General features: G+C 70.9%; 15 protein-coding genes. 5 read left to right on the top strand and 10 right to left on the bottom strand.

Features of this window, described 5'->3' with window-relative positions:
• Positions 1–30 precede the first annotated feature (30 nt).
• Entirely contained in the window at positions 31–666 is a 636-nt protein-coding gene (locus AB0D12_RS38875) for an ATP-binding protein (RefSeq protein ID WP_362694117.1), read from the bottom strand.
• 125 nt (positions 667–791) lie between these two features.
• On the opposite strand from AB0D12_RS38875, the gene AB0D12_RS38870 reads away from it, so the two are divergent.
• Positions 792–1,181 carry a hypothetical protein gene (locus AB0D12_RS38870; protein ID WP_362694114.1) on the top strand — a complete coding sequence of 130 codons (390 nt, stop codon included), beginning with the start codon at positions 792–794 and terminating at the stop codon, positions 1,179–1,181.
• 134 nt (positions 1,182–1,315) lie between these two features.
• Here AB0D12_RS38870 and AB0D12_RS38865 read toward each other — a convergent pair whose 3' ends face one another.
• The 3 genes from AB0D12_RS38865 to deoC are packed head-to-tail and all read right to left on the bottom strand — an operon-like array spanning position 1,316 to position 4,595.
• The gene (locus AB0D12_RS38865) at positions 1,316–2,203 is read right to left on the bottom strand and encodes an aldehyde dehydrogenase family protein (protein WP_362694111.1); all 888 of its coding nucleotides are present in this window, start codon (positions 2,201–2,203) and stop codon (positions 1,316–1,318) included.
• Complete coding sequence (locus AB0D12_RS38860; protein WP_362694108.1) at positions 2,196–3,641, bottom strand: aldehyde dehydrogenase family protein; 1,446 nt, start codon at positions 3,639–3,641, stop codon at positions 2,196–2,198. Before AB0D12_RS38860 ends, AB0D12_RS38865 begins: the two co-directional genes overlap by 8 nt.
• A 6-nt stretch (positions 3,642–3,647) precedes the next feature.
• On the bottom strand, positions 3,648–4,595 hold the full coding sequence (gene deoC, locus AB0D12_RS38855) for a deoxyribose-phosphate aldolase (protein WP_362694132.1): 948 nt from the start codon (positions 4,593–4,595) through the stop codon (positions 3,648–3,650).
• A 158-nt stretch (positions 4,596–4,753) separates the two neighbouring features.
• On the opposite strand from deoC, the gene AB0D12_RS38850 reads away from it, so the two are divergent.
• Positions 4,754–5,389, top strand: a complete 636-nt coding sequence (locus AB0D12_RS38850) for a PH domain-containing protein (RefSeq protein ID WP_362694105.1) — start codon at positions 4,754–4,756, stop codon at positions 5,387–5,389.
• A gap of 99 nt (positions 5,390–5,488) precedes the next feature.
• Here AB0D12_RS38850 and AB0D12_RS38845 read toward each other — a convergent pair whose 3' ends face one another.
• The 4 genes from AB0D12_RS38845 to AB0D12_RS38830 form a co-directional block, all read right to left on the bottom strand.
• Positions 5,489–6,685 (bottom strand): hypothetical protein, encoded by a 1,197-nt coding sequence (locus AB0D12_RS38845; RefSeq protein ID WP_362694102.1) that lies wholly within the window; start codon positions 6,683–6,685, stop codon positions 5,489–5,491.
• Positions 6,686–6,841: 156 nt separating this feature from the next.
• On the bottom strand, positions 6,842–8,506 hold the full coding sequence (locus AB0D12_RS38840; RefSeq protein WP_362694100.1) for a phospho-sugar mutase: 1,665 nt from the start codon (positions 8,504–8,506) through the stop codon (positions 6,842–6,844).
• A 402-nt stretch (positions 8,507–8,908) separates the two neighbouring features.
• A complete protein-coding gene (locus tag AB0D12_RS38835; protein ID WP_362694129.1) occupies positions 8,909–9,727 on the bottom strand; it encodes a purine-nucleoside phosphorylase in 819 nt (272 codons plus the stop codon).
• 124 nt (positions 9,728–9,851) lie between these two features.
• Positions 9,852–10,289: a gamma-glutamylcyclotransferase gene (locus AB0D12_RS38830; protein WP_327325688.1), complete on the bottom strand. Its 438-nt coding sequence runs from the start codon at positions 10,287–10,289 to the stop codon at positions 9,852–9,854.
• A 204-nt stretch (positions 10,290–10,493) separates the two neighbouring features.
• Here AB0D12_RS38830 and AB0D12_RS38825 point away from each other — a divergent pair, with 204 nt between their 5' ends.
• Together AB0D12_RS38825 and AB0D12_RS38820 are read left to right on the top strand one after the other, a co-directional pair.
• Positions 10,494–11,933: an NAD(P)H-quinone dehydrogenase gene (locus AB0D12_RS38825; protein ID WP_362694097.1), complete on the top strand. Its 1,440-nt coding sequence runs from the start codon at positions 10,494–10,496 to the stop codon at positions 11,931–11,933.
• 175 nt (positions 11,934–12,108) lie between these two features.
• Positions 12,109–13,065 (top strand): DeoR/GlpR family DNA-binding transcription regulator, encoded by a 957-nt coding sequence (locus tag AB0D12_RS38820; RefSeq protein WP_362694094.1) that lies wholly within the window; start codon positions 12,109–12,111, stop codon positions 13,063–13,065.
• Positions 13,066–13,275: 210 nt separating this feature from the next.
• Here AB0D12_RS38820 and AB0D12_RS38815 read toward each other — a convergent pair whose 3' ends face one another.
• Complete coding sequence (locus AB0D12_RS38815; RefSeq protein ID WP_362694091.1) at positions 13,276–13,830, bottom strand: helix-turn-helix domain-containing protein; 555 nt, start codon at positions 13,828–13,830, stop codon at positions 13,276–13,278.
• 167 nt (positions 13,831–13,997) lie between these two features.
• Here AB0D12_RS38815 and AB0D12_RS38810 point away from each other — a divergent pair, with 167 nt between their 5' ends.
• The gene (locus AB0D12_RS38810) at positions 13,998–14,135 is read left to right on the top strand and encodes a hypothetical protein (protein WP_362694089.1); all 138 of its coding nucleotides are present in this window, start codon (positions 13,998–14,000) and stop codon (positions 14,133–14,135) included.
• A 65-nt stretch (positions 14,136–14,200) separates the two neighbouring features.
• On the opposite strand, the gene AB0D12_RS38805 is transcribed toward AB0D12_RS38810, so the two are convergent.
• On the bottom strand, positions 14,201–15,952 hold the full coding sequence (locus AB0D12_RS38805; protein WP_362694086.1) for a biotin carboxylase N-terminal domain-containing protein: 1,752 nt from the start codon (positions 15,950–15,952) through the stop codon (positions 14,201–14,203).
• Between the last annotated feature and the right edge of the window lie 318 nt (positions 15,953–16,270).

Genomic DNA, 16,270 nt, shown 5'->3' with positions numbered 1-16,270 from the left:
GGCGGGTGGGTGGGGAAGAGCCCCCGGCCGCTACGCCAACGTCCGCGCCGCAGGCGTCCGGCGGCCCGCCGCGGCCGCCGCGAGGCGGCCCAGCGCCTCCGCCTTGCCGCACGGGTGCGCGCCCAACTCCGTCTGGCGCGCCACGATGCCGCGTTCCGCGCGCATCAGGCGCCAGCCCCGCCGCAGCAGGAAGCCCACCGACTTGCGGCCCTCGCGCAGATCCCGCGCCAGCCGGCGGCGGAACGTCGTCGACGGGCGGCCGCGCAGGCACAGCGCGTCCGCCAGTACGCCGAGGTCCTGGCACCGCCCGACGATGTCCGCCGCGAAAATGCCCTCCGCCACGAACAGCGGCGTGCGGTCGATGTCGAGCGCCTCCCGGTCGATGCGGGAGCTCGTCGCGATGTCGTACACGGGGACCGTCGTACGTCCCGTACCGCACAGCTCCACGATCGCCGCCACCGCCGCGTCCGCGTCCCACGACAGCGGTGAGTCCCAGTCGATGTCCGTACTGCCTTCGACCAGCGGCAACGTCGGGTCGTCGCCCTCTTTGTAGAAGTCGTCCAGGCGCAGCACCGGCAGGCCGGTGCGGGCGGCGAGGGAGGACTTTCCGGAACCTGAGGGGCCCGCAAGCAGCACAACACGGGTGGGGATGGTGGAAGAGCTCACGGGACACCAGTGTGACGCATTGCCCCTTGAAGGGGACCCCTCGGGGCGGAGGTTGGTATTGAGCGTCGCATCTCAACTACGCTACGTGCTCGTCCGATTACTCATTCAGCAAGGAATCGAAACCCATGGCACGTCACACAGCTCCCCAGTCCCGGCGGATCGCCCTGCTTCGCGCAGGTATGACCGTCGCGGCGGTGGCCGCGGTCCTCGGTTCGGGCGGTGCCGCTCAAGCGGCGCCTACGGTGCCCGCGGGGCTCGACACGGTCGACAAGGGGCAGGGCCGGTCGCTGGCCGGCATGGTCACGAATTCGGTGACCGGAGTCGGGCAGGTCAAGAGCCTTCAGCTCAACCCGCTGGCCAAGACCGGCGTCAACCCGCTGGACAACAATGTGTCCACCCAGGTTGCCGACTTCAACCCGGTCGCCACGGAAGCGGTCACCGGGCCCCTGGCGGACGGCGCCGCGCTCAAGGACCTTCCGGTGACGAAGCGCGCCGCGGGGGCGCTGCCGTCCTGAGTCGAGGCCGACCGCCGGCGCATGCAGCGAGCGCGTGCAGCCAACGCATGCAGCCGAGGCATGAAAGCCAGGCATGAAGGAGCCCCCTGCCGCCGGACGGGACGGCAGGGGGCTCGGCCATGGGAGGGGTCGGGTCAGTACGCCGAACCGGAGGCGCCGAGCGAGCCCGTCGGGTGCCAGACCGTCTTCGTCTCCAGGAAGGCCGTCAGCCGGTGCGTGCCCGGATCGGCCGAGAAATCCACAGGCTGTGGACGGAGGACGCGCTTGAGGTTGTCCGCCGCCGCGATCTCCAGCTCCTTCGCGAGGACTTCACCGGCCCCGGTCAGGTCGATCGCGTTGACGTCCTGGTGCGCGGCGAGCGGGGTCGCGATCTCCTCGGTCCGGCCGGAGAGGACGTTGACCACCCCGCCCGGGAGGTCCGAAGTGGCCAGCACCTCGCCGAGCGAGAGCGCGGGGAGCGGGGCCTTCTCGCTCGCCACCACGATCGCGGTGTTGCCTGTCGCGATCACCGGGGCGACCACCGAGACCAGGCCCAGGAAGGACGACTCCTGCGGCGCGACGATGGTCACGACGCCCGTCGGCTCCGGCGTCGAGAGGTTGAAGAACGGGCCGGCGACCGGGTTTGCCCCGCCCACGATCTGGCCGATCTTGTCCGTCCAGCCCGCGTACCAGACCCAGCGGTCGATCGCCGCGTCGACGACGGCCGCGGCCTTGGACTTGGACAGGCCCTCGGCGGCCGCGACCTCGGCGGTGAACTGCTCGCGCCGGCCCTCCAGCATCTCCGCGATGCGGTAGAGGATCTGGCCCCGGTTGTACGCGGTCGCGCCCGACCAGCCGCCGAACGCCTTGCGCGCCGCGACGACCGCGTCACGCGCGTCCTTGCGCGACGAGAGAGGCGCGTTGGCCAGCCACTTGCCCTTGGAGTCCGTCACCTCGTACACCCGGCCGCTCTCGCTCCGGGGGAACTTGCCCCCGACGTACAGCTTGTAGGTCTTGAAGACGCTCAGTCGCCCGTCAGACATCGAGGTAGGCCTCCAGACCGTGACGGCCGCCCTCGCGGCCGAAGCCCGACTCCTTGTAACCGCCGAACGGCGAGGTCGGGTCGAACTTGTTGAAGGTGTTGGCCCACACCACACCCGCGCGGAGCTTGCTCGCCACCGCCAGGATGCGGGAGCCCTTCTCCGTCCAGATGCCGGCCGACAGGCCGTACTGGCTGTTGTTGGCCTTGGCGACCGCCTCGTCCGGCGTACGGAACGACAGCACGGACAGCACCGGGCCGAAGATCTCGTCGCGCGCGATGGTGTGTGCCTGCGTGACGCCGGTGAAGAGCGTCGGAGCGAACCAGTAGCCGGAGCTCGGCAGCTCGCAGGGCGCGGACCAGCGCTCGGCGCCCTCCGCCTCGCCCTTCTCGGTCAGCGCCGTGATCCGGGCCAGCTGCTCCGCGGAGTTGATCGCGCCGATGTCCGTGTTCTTGTCCAGCGGGTCGCCGAGGCGCAGCGTGGACAGGCGGCGCTTGAGGGAGTCGAGCAGCTCGTCCTGGATCGACTCCTGGACCAGCAGGCGCGAGCCCGCGCAGCAGACCTGGCCCTGGTTGAAGAAGATGCCGCCGACGATGCCCTCGACGGCCTGGTCGATCGGGGCGTCGTCGAAGACGATGTTCGCGCCCTTGCCGCCCAGCTCCAGCGTGACCTTCTTGTCGGTGCCGGCGATCTGGCGGGCGATCGCCTTGCCGACGGCGGTCGAGCCGGTGAAGGCGACCTTGTTGACGTCGGGGTGCGCGACGAGCGCAGCGCCCGTCTCTCCGTAACCCGGAAGGATGTTGACGACACCCTTCGGCAGGCCCGCCTGGCGGCAGATGTCCGCGAAGAAGAGGGCGGAGAGAGGGGTCGTCTCGGCGGGCTTGAGGACGACCGTGTTGCCCGCCGCGAGCGCCGGAGCAATCTTCCACGCGAGCATGAGGAGCGGGAAGTTCCAGGGGATGACCTGGCCCGCGACGCCGAGTGGCTGCGGGTTCGCGCCGTAGCCGGCGTGGCCGAGCTTGTCGGCCCAGCCCGCGTAGTAGAAGAAGTGCGCGGCGACCAGCGGCAGGTCCGCGTCGCGGGTCTCCTTGATCGGCTTGCCGTTGTCGAGCGTCTCCAGGACGGCCAGCTCGCGCGAGCGCTCCTGGATGATCCGCGCGATACGGAACAGGTACTTGGACCGCTCCGAGCCGGGCAGCGCCGACCACTTCTCGAACGCCTTGCGGGCCGCCTTCACGGCGCGGTCCACGTCCTCGGCGCCGGCCTGGGCGACCTCGGCGAGCACCTCCTCGGTGCTCGGCGAGACGGTCTTGAAGACCTTGCCGTCCGCGGCGTCGGTGAACTCGCCGTCGATGAAGAGGCCGTACGACGGTGCGATGTCGACGATCGACCGCGACTCGGGCGCGGGCGCGTACTCAAAAATCTGCTTGTCCATGGTCATGGGGTCTCAGTCCACCGTCACGTAGTCGGGGCCGGAGTAGCGTCCGGTGGCCAGCTTCTGACGCTGCATCAGCAGGTCGTTGAGCAGGCTCGAGGCACCGAAGCGGAACCAGTGGTTGTCCAGCCAGTCCGCACCGGCGGTCTCGTTGACCAGCACCAGGAACTTGATCGCGTCCTTGCTGGTACGGATGCCGCCCGCAGGCTTCACGCCGACCTGTACTCCAGTCTGCTCCCGGAAGTCGCGCACGGCCTCCAGCATCAGCAGGGTGTTCGCCGGGGTGGCGTTCACCGCCACCTTGCCGGTCGAGGTCTTGATGAAGTCCGCGCCGGCGATCATGCCGAGCCAGGAGGCGCGGCGGATGTTGTCGTACGTGGAGAGCTCGCCGGTCTCGAAGATGACCTTCAGCCGGGCGGCGCCCGCGGCCTCCTTCACGGCGAGGATCTCCTCGTAGACCTTCAGGTAGCGGCCGGAGAGGAAGGCTCCCCGGTCGATCACCATGTCGATCTCGTCGGCTCCGGCGGCGACGGCGTCACGGGTGTCCGCGAGTTTCACGTCGAGCGCGGCGCGGCCGGCCGGGAAGGCGGTGGCGACGGAGGCGACCTTGACGCCGGAGCCCCGCAGGGCCTCCTTGGCGATGGCTGCCATATCGGGATAGACGCAGACCGCGGCGGTCGTCGGGGTCGTACGGTCGGTGGGGTCGGGGTGAAAGGCCTTGGCGGCGAGCGACCGGACCTTGCCCGGGGTGTCCGCACCCTCGAGCGTCGTCAGGTCGATCATCGAGATGGCCAGGTCAATGGCGAACGCCTTGGCCGTGGCCTTGATCGAACGCGTGCCGAGCCCTGCGGCGCGGGCCTCCAGGCCGACGGCGTCGACGCCGGGCAGGCCATGGAGGTAGCGGCGCAGTGTGCTGTCGGACGCGGTCACGTCAGCGAATGCGGGTGGGGTGGTGGGCATGGTCACCAGAGGAGCATATCTACGCGCGTAGCGACCTGTACAGGGGGCCAGGTCAGCGGCCGCCCGATGGCGGCTTCGCGGCGGGCACGACCTGTACGGGAAGTGTGGCACGACCCGTAGGGGAAGTGCCGCCGCAGGCGTACGGCAGAATCGGAGACATGAGTAGCCCGCAGCAGCCCGCCGAGCCCACGTACGCCGACCGGGTCTTCCGGTCGCCCGCCGGTATGGGGGGCGGGGTGTTGCTGCTCGCGCTCATCGCCTGGATCACCGTGGACGCGCTCATCCGCGGCGAGGGCCGGACGCCGTGGCTCGCGCTCGCCGGCGCCCTGCTGGCGGTGCCGCTCGTCGTCGCGTTCACGCTGCGGCCCGCGGTGTTCGTCAACGAGGACCGGGTGCGCATCAGGAATCCGTTCCGGACGATCACCCTGCCGTGGGCGGCCGTCGCCGATGTGCGCGCCGGGTACTCCAGCGAGATCTTCACCCAGGAGGGTACGAAGTACCAGCTCTGGGCCATCCCCGTCTCGCTGCGCCAGCGCAAGCGGGTCTCGCGCCGGCAGATGCAGAACGCCCACGACGATCCGCACGGCCGGACCTCCGTGTCGGCCGACGTCAACGACTCCCAGGCGCGGCTGGCTCCCGCCGACCGGACGGTCACGGATCTGCGCGAGCTGGCCGAGCGCAATGCGTCGCGGCCGGGTGCGCAGGGCGAGCCACAGGTCCGCTGGGCGTACGAGGTGCTGGCGCCGGCCGTGGCCGGGGCCGTACTGCTCGCGGTGCTGCTGGCCATCGGCTGAGGCCCCTGAGGCCCCGAGCCCTCGAGCCCTGGGCCCCAAGGTGTCACCCGAGGCCGCGCAGCGCCTCCGAGGCATCTGACGCACGGGTGACCGCGACGATCAGGGCGGGCCCTTCCACACCAGCAGCATGTACGCCCCCACCCACGCCGACGACAGCGTCGACGTGCCCAGCACCACCGCGACCACCGCTGTCCGCCGTGTCCTGGCCAGTGCCAGCGCGATCGGCAGCAGCAGCGGGAAGCCCGGCAGCAGAAAGCGGGTGCGCGGGAAGTAGACCCCGCCGCTGCCCAGGACGACCAGCAGCAGCACGCCCGTGAAGACGAGCAGCGCCGGCGGCTGCCGGTCGGCCAGACAGAGCAGATACAGCCCGACCGACACGATCAGCATCAACGACACGATCACCAGGAAGAGCTGAGGACGCGCCATGTACACCAGGTACTGCCGCAGCCGCAGCAGCGTCGTCGCGCCGCCGTCCCACTCGTTGCGCCACAGCTTCTGTACGGCGAAGTAGCCGTCGGGCCGCCCCATGCGGAACCCCACCCACGCGACATACGCCAGCCACCCCAGCGGCGCGACCAACGCCCCCACGAGCGCCCGCCGGTTCCCGCGACAGGACGGCAGCAGTGCGGCCACCGACACGGCGGCCGCGACCGCGATGCCCGTCGGCCGGGTCAGCCCGGCGAGCGAGGCGAGCGAAGCCGCCCACAGCCAGCGCCCGGTGAGCACCGCGTACAGCGCCCACGCCGCGAGCGCCGTGAACAGCGACTCCGTGTACCCCATCCACTGGACGATCGCTACGGGCAGCACGCCCCACAGCACGGTGAGCACGGTGCCCGTCCGGCGCCCGTACAGCCGGTCGCCCACCGCGAAGGTGCCCCACGCTGCGACGAACGAGAACACGACCGCGAGGACGAGTGCGACCGTGGCGCGCGAGCCGGGTGTGACACCGGCGACGGCCTTGATCAGGACCGGATAGAGCGGGAAGAAGGCCAGGTTGTTGGCGTTGAACTGGGTGCCGAGGGCGTCGGCGTACCCATGGTCGGCGATGCCCAGGTACCAGCCGGAGTCCCAGGATGTGGCGAGTGTCGGCCAGACACCGTGGTGCTTGAGATGCACCCACCTGGCGAGGACCAGAAGACCGCACAGCCGCACCGCGAGATAGCCGAGCAGCGCGGGCGCGGCCCGCCGCAGTGCGCGCCGCAGCCGGTCCCGTACGCCGGTCGCATCACCGCCTCCCGGGGCCGGTGGCCGGCGGGAGGCGGGGACGGTGGGCCGAACGGTCGCGGCGGGGGACACAGCGGCAGCTCCTGGAACTCGGTATGCGCTACCGGGTCACCATTTCCCGGAGGGTCCCGGGGAGCGGGTGCCACTGCCTCAACTCCGTACGAGATTCACCCGTGCGGACGGTCCAGGGCGGGCGTGCCGACGGTCGTACGGGGAGCCGGCCGACGGTCAGATCCCCGCGGCCGCGGCGAGATCCCGCTTGATCCCGGCGAGGACCTCCGCGGCCCGCTCCCGCGCGGTGACGAGCTCCGACGCGTCCGCGACCGGCACCACGACCTCCAGGTAGCACTTGAGCTTGGGCTCGGTACCGCTCGGGCGGACGATGACGCGGGCCGTGAACTCGCCGTCGAGGTAGTAGCGCAGCCCGTCCGTGGGCGGCAGCTTGTCCGTACCGCGGTTCAGGTCCTCGGCGGTGACGACCTGCAGCCCGGCGAGCACGGCCGGCGGCTGCTCGCGCAGCGCCCGCATCGCGTTGGCGATGATGCTCAGGTCCTCGACCCGCACCGACAGCTGGTCGGTGGCGTGCAGACCGTGCTCGACGGCGAGGTCGTCGAGCAGATCGGTGAGCGTACGGCCCTGCTCCTTCAGCTCCGATGCCAGCTCGGCGACGAGCAGCGCGGCGGTGATGCCGTCCTTGTCGCGTACGCCTTCGGGGTCGACGCAGTAGCCGAGCGCCTCCTCGTAGCCGTACCGCAGACCGTCCACGCGGGCGATCCACTTGAAGCCGGTCAGCGTCTCCTCGAACGGCAGCCCCGCGGCCTCCGCGATCCGTCCCAGCAGGGACGAGGACACGATCGACTCGGCGAAGGCGCTGTTCTTGTCCCGCGGAGACACTCCCTTGTGGACGAGGTGCGCGCCGAGCAGCGCGCCGACCTCGTCACCCCGGAGCATGCGCCAGCCGCCGGGCGCGGCGTCGTCGGGAACGGCGACGGCGCACCGGTCCGCGTCGGGGTCGTTGGCGATGACGATGTCCGGCCGGTCCCGGCGCGCGGTCTCGAAGGCGAGATCCATCGCCCCCGGCTCCTCCGGATTGGGGAACGCGACGGTCGGGAAGGCCGGGTCGGGCTCGGCCTGCTCCTGTACGAGGGTGGGCGCGGGGAAGCCCGCGCGGTCGAAGGCGGCGGTCAGCACGTCCTTGCCGACGCCGTGCATGGCCGTGTAGACGACGCGGGCGGTGCGGGGGGAGCCGGCGGTGAAGATGGCGTCCGTACGCGCCAGATAGGCGTCCAGGACCTCGTCGCCGAGGGTGTCCCAGCCGCTCTCGGCGCGCGGCACATCGTCGAGACTCGCCACGGCCGCGATCTCCGAGGCGATCTCCGCGTCGGCGGGCGGCACGATCTGGGAGCCGTCGCCGAGGTAGACCTTGTAGCCGTTGTCGCGCGGCGGGTTGTGGCTGGCGGTGACCTCGACGCCGGCGACGGCGCCCAGCTGCCTTATGGCGAAGGCGAGTACGGGCGTCGGCAGCGGGCGCGGCAGCACGGCGGCGCGGAGCCCGGCGCCGACCATGACGGCGGCGGTGTCGCGCGCGAAGTCGGCGGACTTGTAGCGGGCGTCGTATCCGATGACGACGAGCCCGTCACCCTGCCCCTTCGCCTTGAGATACGCGGCGAGCCCGGCGGCGGCCCGGATGACGACGGCCCGGTTCATCCGCATGGGCCCGGCCCCGAGCTCCCCGCGCAGCCCGGCCGTCCCGAACTGCAGCGTCCCGCTGAACCGCACGGCGAGCTCGTCGAGGTCCTGGGCCTCGATGAGCTTCCTGAGCTCGTCCCGGGTCTCACTGTCCGGGTCCTCCGCCAGCCACGCGCTGGCCCGCGCGATGAGGTCCTGCTGCACGGTTGGTCCGCCTCTCGTGTGTAATCCGTCGCCCCATTATTTCGGGGGGCCGCCCCCGTCCCCTGCGGCGCCGCAGCGCCGTGGGGCTGTCCTGTACCCGCGATGCACGGCACCGAAGCGGCACGGTTCCCCCCTGCGGGAGCACGGGAGCATCCGGCGCGCCTGGGCGGGCCGGCCGGTTCGGGGGACGTGGGTTCCGGAGAACCCTGCCCTGCGGCCGGTAAGCCGCCGCCCTGCCGATGCCGTGGTCGTTGTCCGGCCCGCTGAGCCACGATCCGCGCCTTGTCGCGCGAAGCAGCCCCCGCCGACATGCCGCGCGAAGTCGCCGCGGCGTCCGGGGGGCGTGGGAGTGTCCCGCCCACCCGCACATCAGGCGGGTGGGCGGGACAAGCCGCTCTCCGCTCAGATGCGGTCGAGCACCCGGGTCAGCAGCTCGCCCATCCGCGCCGCCGAGTCCCGGCCCGCCTGGAGTACTTCCTCGTGGTTCAGCGGCGCGCCCGTCAGACCCGCCGCCAGGTTCGTGACCAGCGAGATGCCGAGCACCTCCGCGCCCGCCTCGCGCGCCGCGATCGCCTCGAGGACCGTCGACATGCCGACCAGGTCACCGCCGAGCACGCGGACCATGTTGATCTCCGCCGGCGTCTCGTAGTGCGGGCCGGGGAACTGGACGTAGACGCCCTCCTCCAGGGAGGCGTCGACCTCCTTGCACAGCGCCCGCAGCCGCGGCGAGTACAGGTCCGTCAGGTCCACGAAGTTCGCGCCGATGATCGGCGACGTCGCCGTCAGGTTGATGTGGTCGCTGATCAGCACCGGCTGGCCGGGGCGCATGCCCTCGCGCAGGCCGCCGCAGCCGTTCGTCAGGATGACCGTCTTGCAGCCCGCTGCCACCGCCGTACGCACTCCGTGCGCCACCGCCGCGACCCCGCGGCCCTCGTAGTAGTGGGTCCGGCCGAGGAAGACCAGCGCCCGCTTCTCGCCGATCCTGTACGAACGGATCTTGCCGCCGTGGCCCTCGACCGCCGGCGGCGGGAAGCCGGGCAGTTCGGTGACCGGGAATTCGGCCTCGGGCGCGCCGAGGGCGTCAACGGCCGGCGCCCAGCCGGAGCCCATCACCAGGGCTACGTCGTGCGTCTCGGCGCCGGTCAGCTCGCGCAGCCGCGCGGCTGCTGCGTCGGCTGCGGCATGGGGGTCGGCGGTAGCGCCGTTGAGGTCCGGATTCACAGATGCGTTCACGCCGACGAGGGTAGCCGGTCATTCCCTACGCGCGTAGATGATGCAGCTCACGGTCTTCGGATCGTTGTCTTGTCGTTTCCGACAAATGAACGTGCGAACCATTGCCCACGCGCTAGCAGGGGCGCTTGCGCAGCTCCATCACATAGTCGTGCGGCGCCCCCGCCGAATCCGCCGCGTCCGCCAGCTCCCCCAGATACCGCGCCGACGGCAGCCCGCCCTCGTACCCGTTCAGCACGTACACCCAGGCCGGCTCCTCGCCGTCCAGCGTGTCGACGCGGACCCGCATCCGCCGGTAGATGTCGAGCCCGACACCCTCCCAGCGGTCCATGGAGTCCTCGTCCATGGGCGCGATGTCGTACAGCGCGACGAAGACCTGCGAGCGCGGCGCCTCCACGATCGTGGCCAGCGCGCCCTCCCAGCCCATCTGCTCGCCGCCGAAGGTCAGCCGGTGGCCGTTGAGCCAGCCGGTTCCGCGCAGCGGGGAGTGCGGTGCGCGGCGGGACATCAGCCGCGCGTCGAGGTTGCCGGCGTACGCGGCGTAGAGCGACATGGGATCGAGGGTACGGGAGGGGGCGGAGAGGCTGCTCATGCGGCGGAACCGCACACGGTTGCGGCCGTACGGAGACCCGGGGGCGAAGCCACTTGAACCGTGCGGGACAATGGGGTACGTACTGCATTCCCCCCGGGGCACCCCCGGGACCCCCGGTCGGGCGGGCAGGCGGGCCGGGATTGACAATGCGAGGCGGACTTTTTCGTGACCCGGATCGTGATCATCGGTGGCGGACCCGGCGGTTATGAGGCTGCCCTGGTGGGCGCCCAGCTCGGCGCGGAGGTGACCGTCGTCGACTGCGACGGTCTGGGCGGAGCGTCGGTGCTGACCGACTGCGTACCGTCGAAGACTCTGATTGCCACGGCCGAGGTGATGACGACCTTCGACTCCTCCTACGAGGAGCTGGGCATCATCGTGGCCGACGACACACCGCACATCGAGCAGGCCGCCCGGGTCGTCGGCGTCGACCTCGGCAAGGTCAACCGACGGGTGAAGCGGCTCGCCCTCGCCCAGTCCCACGACATCACCGCCTCCGTCACCCGGGTCGGCGCGCGCGTGCTGCGCGGCCGCGGCCGGCTCTCGGGTCGCCAGGCCATGGACGGCTCCCGCCAGGTGATCGTGCGCGCCGCGGACGGCAGCGAGGAGACGCTGACCGCCGACGCCGTACTGATCGCGACCGGCGGCCACCCGCGCGAGATCCCGGACGCCCTCCCCGACGGGGAGCGCATCCTCAACTGGACGCAGGTGTACGACCTGGACGAGCTCCCCGAGGAGCTCATCGTGGTCGGCTCCGGCGTCACCGGCGCCGAGTTCGCCGGCGCGTACCAGGCACTCGGCTCCCGGGTCACCCTCGTCTCCTCCCGCGACCGCGTGCTGCCGGGCGAGGACCCGGACGCCGCCGCCGTCCTCGAGGACGTCTTCCGCCGCCGCGGCATGAACGTCATGGCCCGCTCCCGCGCCGAGGCCGCCAAGCGCGTCGGCGACCGCGTCGAGGTCACCCTCTCCGACGGCCGCGTCATCTCCGGTACGCACTGTCTGATGGCGGTCGGCGCCATCCCCAACTCCGCCGGCATGGGCCTGGAGGAGGCCGGCGTACGGCTCAAGGACTCGGGCCACATCTGGACCGACAAGGTCTCCCGCACCAGCGCTCCCGGCGTGTACGCGGCCGGTGACGTCACCGGCGTCTTCGCGCTCGCCTCGGTCGCGGCCATGCAGGGCCGGATCGCGATGTACCACTTCCTGGGCGACGCGGTGCAGCCGCTGAACCTGAAGACCGTCTCGTCGAACGTCTTCACCGACCCGGAGATCGCGACGGTCGGCTACAGCCAGGCCGACGTGGACGCCGGCAAGATCGACGCCCGGGTCGTCAAGCTGCCGCTGCTGCGCAACCCGCGCGCGAAGATGCAGGGCATCCGGGACGGTTTCGTCAAGATCTTCTGTCGTCCGGGTACCGGAATCGTGGTCGGCGGTGTGGTCGTCTCACCGCGCGCGAGCGAGCTGATCCATCCCATCTCGATCGCGGTCGACAACAATCTGACGGTGGAACAGATCGCAAACGCTTTCACTGTGTACCCCTCTCTGTCGGGGTCGATCGCCGAGGTGGCACGGCAGTTGCACACCCGAAAGGTGAACGGCGAGGCGTGATGCGGGCGCAAAGAGGCGCGATCCGGGCGTAAATCACAAGAACCCCGGCCCTCCACGCACCGACCGATCAACTTCGTGGTCGCCAATACCACTTGGCGGCCGCGCGTGTGCGCAACTTCTCTTATTCGGCGCATAGTGCTGAAAACTATCGGCCGGTCAGGTTACTGTCAGTTTCGTGTTCGCTGCAGAACGTCGCCAATTGATCCTCGAAATGGTGCGCGCCAACGGGGCCGTGTCGCTCCGTGAGCTCGCCCGTGTTGTCCAGACCTCCGAAGTGACCGTACGGCGGGACGTGCGGGCACTGGAGGCAGAAGGACTCCTCGACCGCCGGCACGGCGGTGCGGTACTGCCGGGTGGCCTCACGCGGGAGTCCGGCTTTCCGCAGAAATCCCTGTCCGCGACCGCGGAGAAGACGGCCATCGCCGATCTTGCCGCGGGCCTCGTCGAAGAGGGCGAGGCGGTTGTGGTCGGCGCGGGGACGACGACGCAGGAGCTGGCCCGCCGGCTCGCGCGCGTCCCCGGACTGACCGTCGTCACGAATTCCCTGCTGGTCGCCCAGGCGCTGGCGCATGCCAACCGGGTCGAAGTCGTCATGACCGGCGGGACGCTGCGCGGCTCGAACTACGCGCTGGTCGGCAGCGGGGCGGAGCAGTCCCTGCAGGGGCTGCGGGTCTCCCGGGCCTTCCTCTCCGGCAGCGGTCTCACCGCCGAGCGGGGGCTCTCCACGTCCAACATGCTGTCGGCGAGCGTCGACCGGGCGCTGGTGCAGGCCGCGGCGGAGGTGGTGGTCCTCGCGGACCACACCAAACTCGGCACCGACACGATGTTCCAGACGGTGCCGACGGATGTGATCACGCGGCTGGTCACCGACGAGCCGCCGACGCATGACGACCGCGCGGCGACCGAGCTGCAGGCGCTGGCGGACCAGGGGGTCCAGATCGCGGTGGCCGGCGCGGCAGCCGGCTCCGGCGGTGACGGCGTCCCGACGGGGCGGCAGCCTCGCCGGGACGTCCCGCTTCCGGGCCAGCGGCGTACGCGTGGCGGGCCGGGGCCGCAGTTGCGCAGCGCGGCGCTGGCGGCGGAGCCGCCGGGCGAACGGGCAGCAAGGGTGGCGGACCTCCGCCGCCGCTGAGGGGGCTTTGCGGGGTGCGGGCGGGGGTCCGGTGCGGGTTGCCCCCGCGCCCTCTTGTTCCACCCCCCCCGCCCGATCACTCGCCTCCGCAGGATGCGGGCCCCTCGCTGCGCGCAGCCGGCGCTCCGGGCCAGGGCTTGCCCCGGGTTCGGGAGGGGCGGGTAGGGGAGAGGCCCCCTGTGCGGCGGCCCCCACTGCGGCCCCCCCCGCTCAGGTCGTGTCCGGCTTCAGGCCGCGCAGCGTCAGCATCAGCAGCCGGTCCGCCAACTCCGGGTCGTCCGGATCCTGTTCCGCCGCCAGGGCGATCGCGTTCGTCAGCTGCATCAGGTCGCCGATCGATACGTCCGCCCGCACCGCACCGCTCTGCTGCGCCCGCACCAGTAGCCGCTCCCCCGCTTCGCGCATCGGCACGCTGCACTCCGACAGCGCCGAACTCTCGTCGTGCGAGGCCGACAACAGCGCCCGCGCCAGACCGCGGTACTCACCCGCATGAGTGATGATGGCGCGCAGCCACTCCACCAGTGCCCCGCACGGCTGTTCGGCCGAAGCCAGTTCGCGTGAGCGCTGCAGCAGCGACGCCAGCGCCTCCTGGAAGACGGCGCTCATCATCGCGTGGCGGTTGGGGAAGTGCCGGTACAGCGTGCCGATACCCACGCCCGAGCGGCGTGCGATCTCCTCGAGGGAGGCGTCGGTGCCGTGCTCCGCGAAGGCGGTACGGGCTTCGGTCAGCAGTCGTTCGTAGTTGCGGCGCGCGTCGGCTCGCATCGGTCGCGGTGACCCCGCCGCCGTACCAGTCGTACCAGGCGTGCCAGTCGCACCAGCCGTGCCCGCCGTACTTGTCGCCATCGCGCCGTCCTCCCTGAGTCCGCCCCGATGTCCAGGATGCCATTGCGAAATCGGAGGCGCCCTCCGTATTTTAATCGTACGGAAGCGTGGCACGCGGCGCGGGTGGCTCAGGGCCGGACGCGATGGTGGAGGGCTTCTCCGCGGGCCTGCTGGCGGCCGCGGCCTTCATGGCGGTCGCGTTCGTCCTGCTCCTGGTGTCGCGGACAGCCGCCGACAGCACCTGAACACACGTGTGGGGCCTGCCCGTTGACACTCGGGCAGGCCCCACACGTACACATACGGCCGGACGTCAGTCCTTGATCTCGCAGATCGTCGCGCCGGAGGTCAGCGAGGCGCCGACCACGGCCGAGAGGCCCTTGATGGTGCCGGAGCGGTGCGCGTTCAGCGGCTGCTCCATCTTCATCGCCTCGAGTACGACGACGAGGTCGCCCTCCGTGACCTCCTGGCCCTCCTCGACCGCGACCTTGACGATCGTGCCCTGCATCGGGGAGGAGAGAGTGTCGCCGGAGGCCGCCGGGCCCGACTTCTTCGCGGCGCGCCGCTTGGGCTTGGCGCCCGCGGCCAGACCGGTCCTGGCCAGCGTCATGCCCAGCGAGGACGGCAGCGAGACCTCGAGACGCTTGCCGCCGACCTCGACGACGATCGTCTCGCGACCGGCCTCGTCCTCGTCCGCGTCCGAAGGCACGGCGAAGGGCTTGATGTCATTCGCGAATTCGGTCTCGATCCAGCGGGTGTGGATCGTGAACGGGTCGGCGGTGAAGGCCGGGTCGGTGACGACCGCCCGGTGGAACGGGATGGCGGTGGCCATGCCCTCGACGGTGAACTCGTCCAAGGCACGCGCGGCGCGCTGCAGTGCCTGTTCGCGGGTGGCGCCGGTGACGATGAGCTTGGCCAGCAGGGAGTCCCAGGCCGGGCCGATGACGCTGCCGGACTCGACACCCGCGTCCAGACGGACACCGGGGCCGGTCGGCGGCGCGAACGTCGTGACCGTACCCGGGGCGGGGAGGAAGCCGCGGCCCGGGTCCTCGCCGTTGATGCGGAACTCGAAGGAGTGGCCGCGCACGGCCGGGTCGCCGTAGCCGAGCTCCTCGCCGTCCGCGATCCGGAACATCTCGCGGACCAGGTCGATACCGGTGACCTCTTCGGTGACCGGGTGCTCCACCTGCAGACGCGTGTTGACCTCGAGGAAGGAAATGGTGCCGTCGGTGCCGACGAGGAACTCGACGGTCCCGGCGCCGACGTAACCGGCCTCCTTGAGGATGGCCTTGGACGCGGCGTACAGCTCCGCGTTCTGCTCCTTGGTCAGGAACGGCGCCGGGGCCTCCTCCACCAGCTTCTGGTGGCGGCGCTGCAGCGAGCAGTCACGCGTGGAGACGACGACGACATTGCCGTGGCTGTCGGCCAGGCACTGGGTCTCCACATGCCGCGGCTTGTCCAGGTACCGCTCGACGAAGCACTCGCCGCGGCCGAACGCGGCAACGGCCTCGCGCACGGCCGAGTCGTACAGCTCCGGAACCTCCTCCAGAGTGCGGGCGACCTTCAGACCACGGCCGCCACCGCCGAACGCGGCCTTGATCGCGATCGGCAGCCCGTGCTCCTCGGCGAAGACGACGACCTCGTCGGCACCGCTCACCGGGTCGGGCGTACCGGCGACCAGCGGCGCACCGGCACGCTGGGCAATGTGCCGGGCAGCGACCTTGTCACCCAGATCACGGATCGCCTGCGGCGGCGGCCCGATCCAGGTCAGACCCGCATCCAGCACGGCCTGGGCGAACTCGGCATTCTCCGACAGGAAGCCGTACCCCGGGTGGATGGCATCCGCCTCCGCATCCTTCGCGGCCTGCAGCACCTTGGCCATGTCCAGATAACTGGCGGCCGGGGTGTCACCGCCCAGGGCGAACGCTTCGTCGGCCGCGCGGACATGCAGAGCGTCCCGGTCCGGATCGGCGTAGACGGCTACGCTCGCGATCCCGGCGTCCCGGCAGGCCCGAGCAACGCGGACAGCGATTTCGCCACGGTTGGCGATGAGCACCTTGCGCACGATGGCTCCCTCCTTGAAACAAGCTGAGTTTAGGGACTACCGACACGGCCTTTCGACCCGTCCCCAATGGTGAGCTTGCCCACACGGAGCGTGATTCGAGGCTCGCGCAAGTCGCGAAATCCCTTGTCGCACCACGGTACGACGGGTTCCTCCCTCGCACAGTAGCCCTGTGGTGTGGCACAGGTCTCTGTTCGAGCGGTCAGCGCCGTATGGCGTTTCTTTGTTGAGTCCCTACGAATGGCCGAATGATTCTTTGCTGTGGGACCCAGCGTGCCGAGACCCTTGTCTCACGGTTTACCCGTTAGTAGCGTTCGCGAT

It is taken from the genome of Streptomyces sp. NPDC048479, from assembly GCF_040651435.1.
GTDB lineage: Bacteria > Actinomycetota > Actinomycetes > Streptomycetales > Streptomycetaceae > Streptomyces.
Note: the sequence above shows the minus strand (reverse complement) of the source record. Positions and strands in the feature narration are given on the sequence as shown.

Coding starts and splice junctions, on each gene's coding strand:
- AB0D12_RS38870 (WP_362694114.1), top strand. CDS start 792: ATGGCACGTCACACAGCTCCCCAGTCCCGGCGGATCGCCCTGCTTCGC.
- AB0D12_RS38865 (WP_362694111.1), bottom strand. CDS start 2,203: ATGTCTGACGGGCGACTGAGCGTCTTCAAGACCTACAAGCTGTACGTC.
- AB0D12_RS38860 (WP_362694108.1), bottom strand. CDS start 3,641: ATGACCATGGACAAGCAGATTTTTGAGTACGCGCCCGCGCCCGAGTCG.
- deoC (WP_362694132.1), bottom strand. CDS start 4,595: ATGCCCACCACCCCACCCGCATTCGCTGACGTGACCGCGTCCGACAGC.
- AB0D12_RS38850 (WP_362694105.1), top strand. CDS start 4,754: ATGAGTAGCCCGCAGCAGCCCGCCGAGCCCACGTACGCCGACCGGGTC.
- AB0D12_RS38830 (WP_327325688.1), bottom strand. CDS start 10,289: ATGTCGCTCTACGCCGCGTACGCCGGCAACCTCGACGCGCGGCTGATG.
- AB0D12_RS38815 (WP_362694091.1), bottom strand. CDS start 13,830: ATGCGAGCCGACGCGCGCCGCAACTACGAACGACTGCTGACCGAAGCC.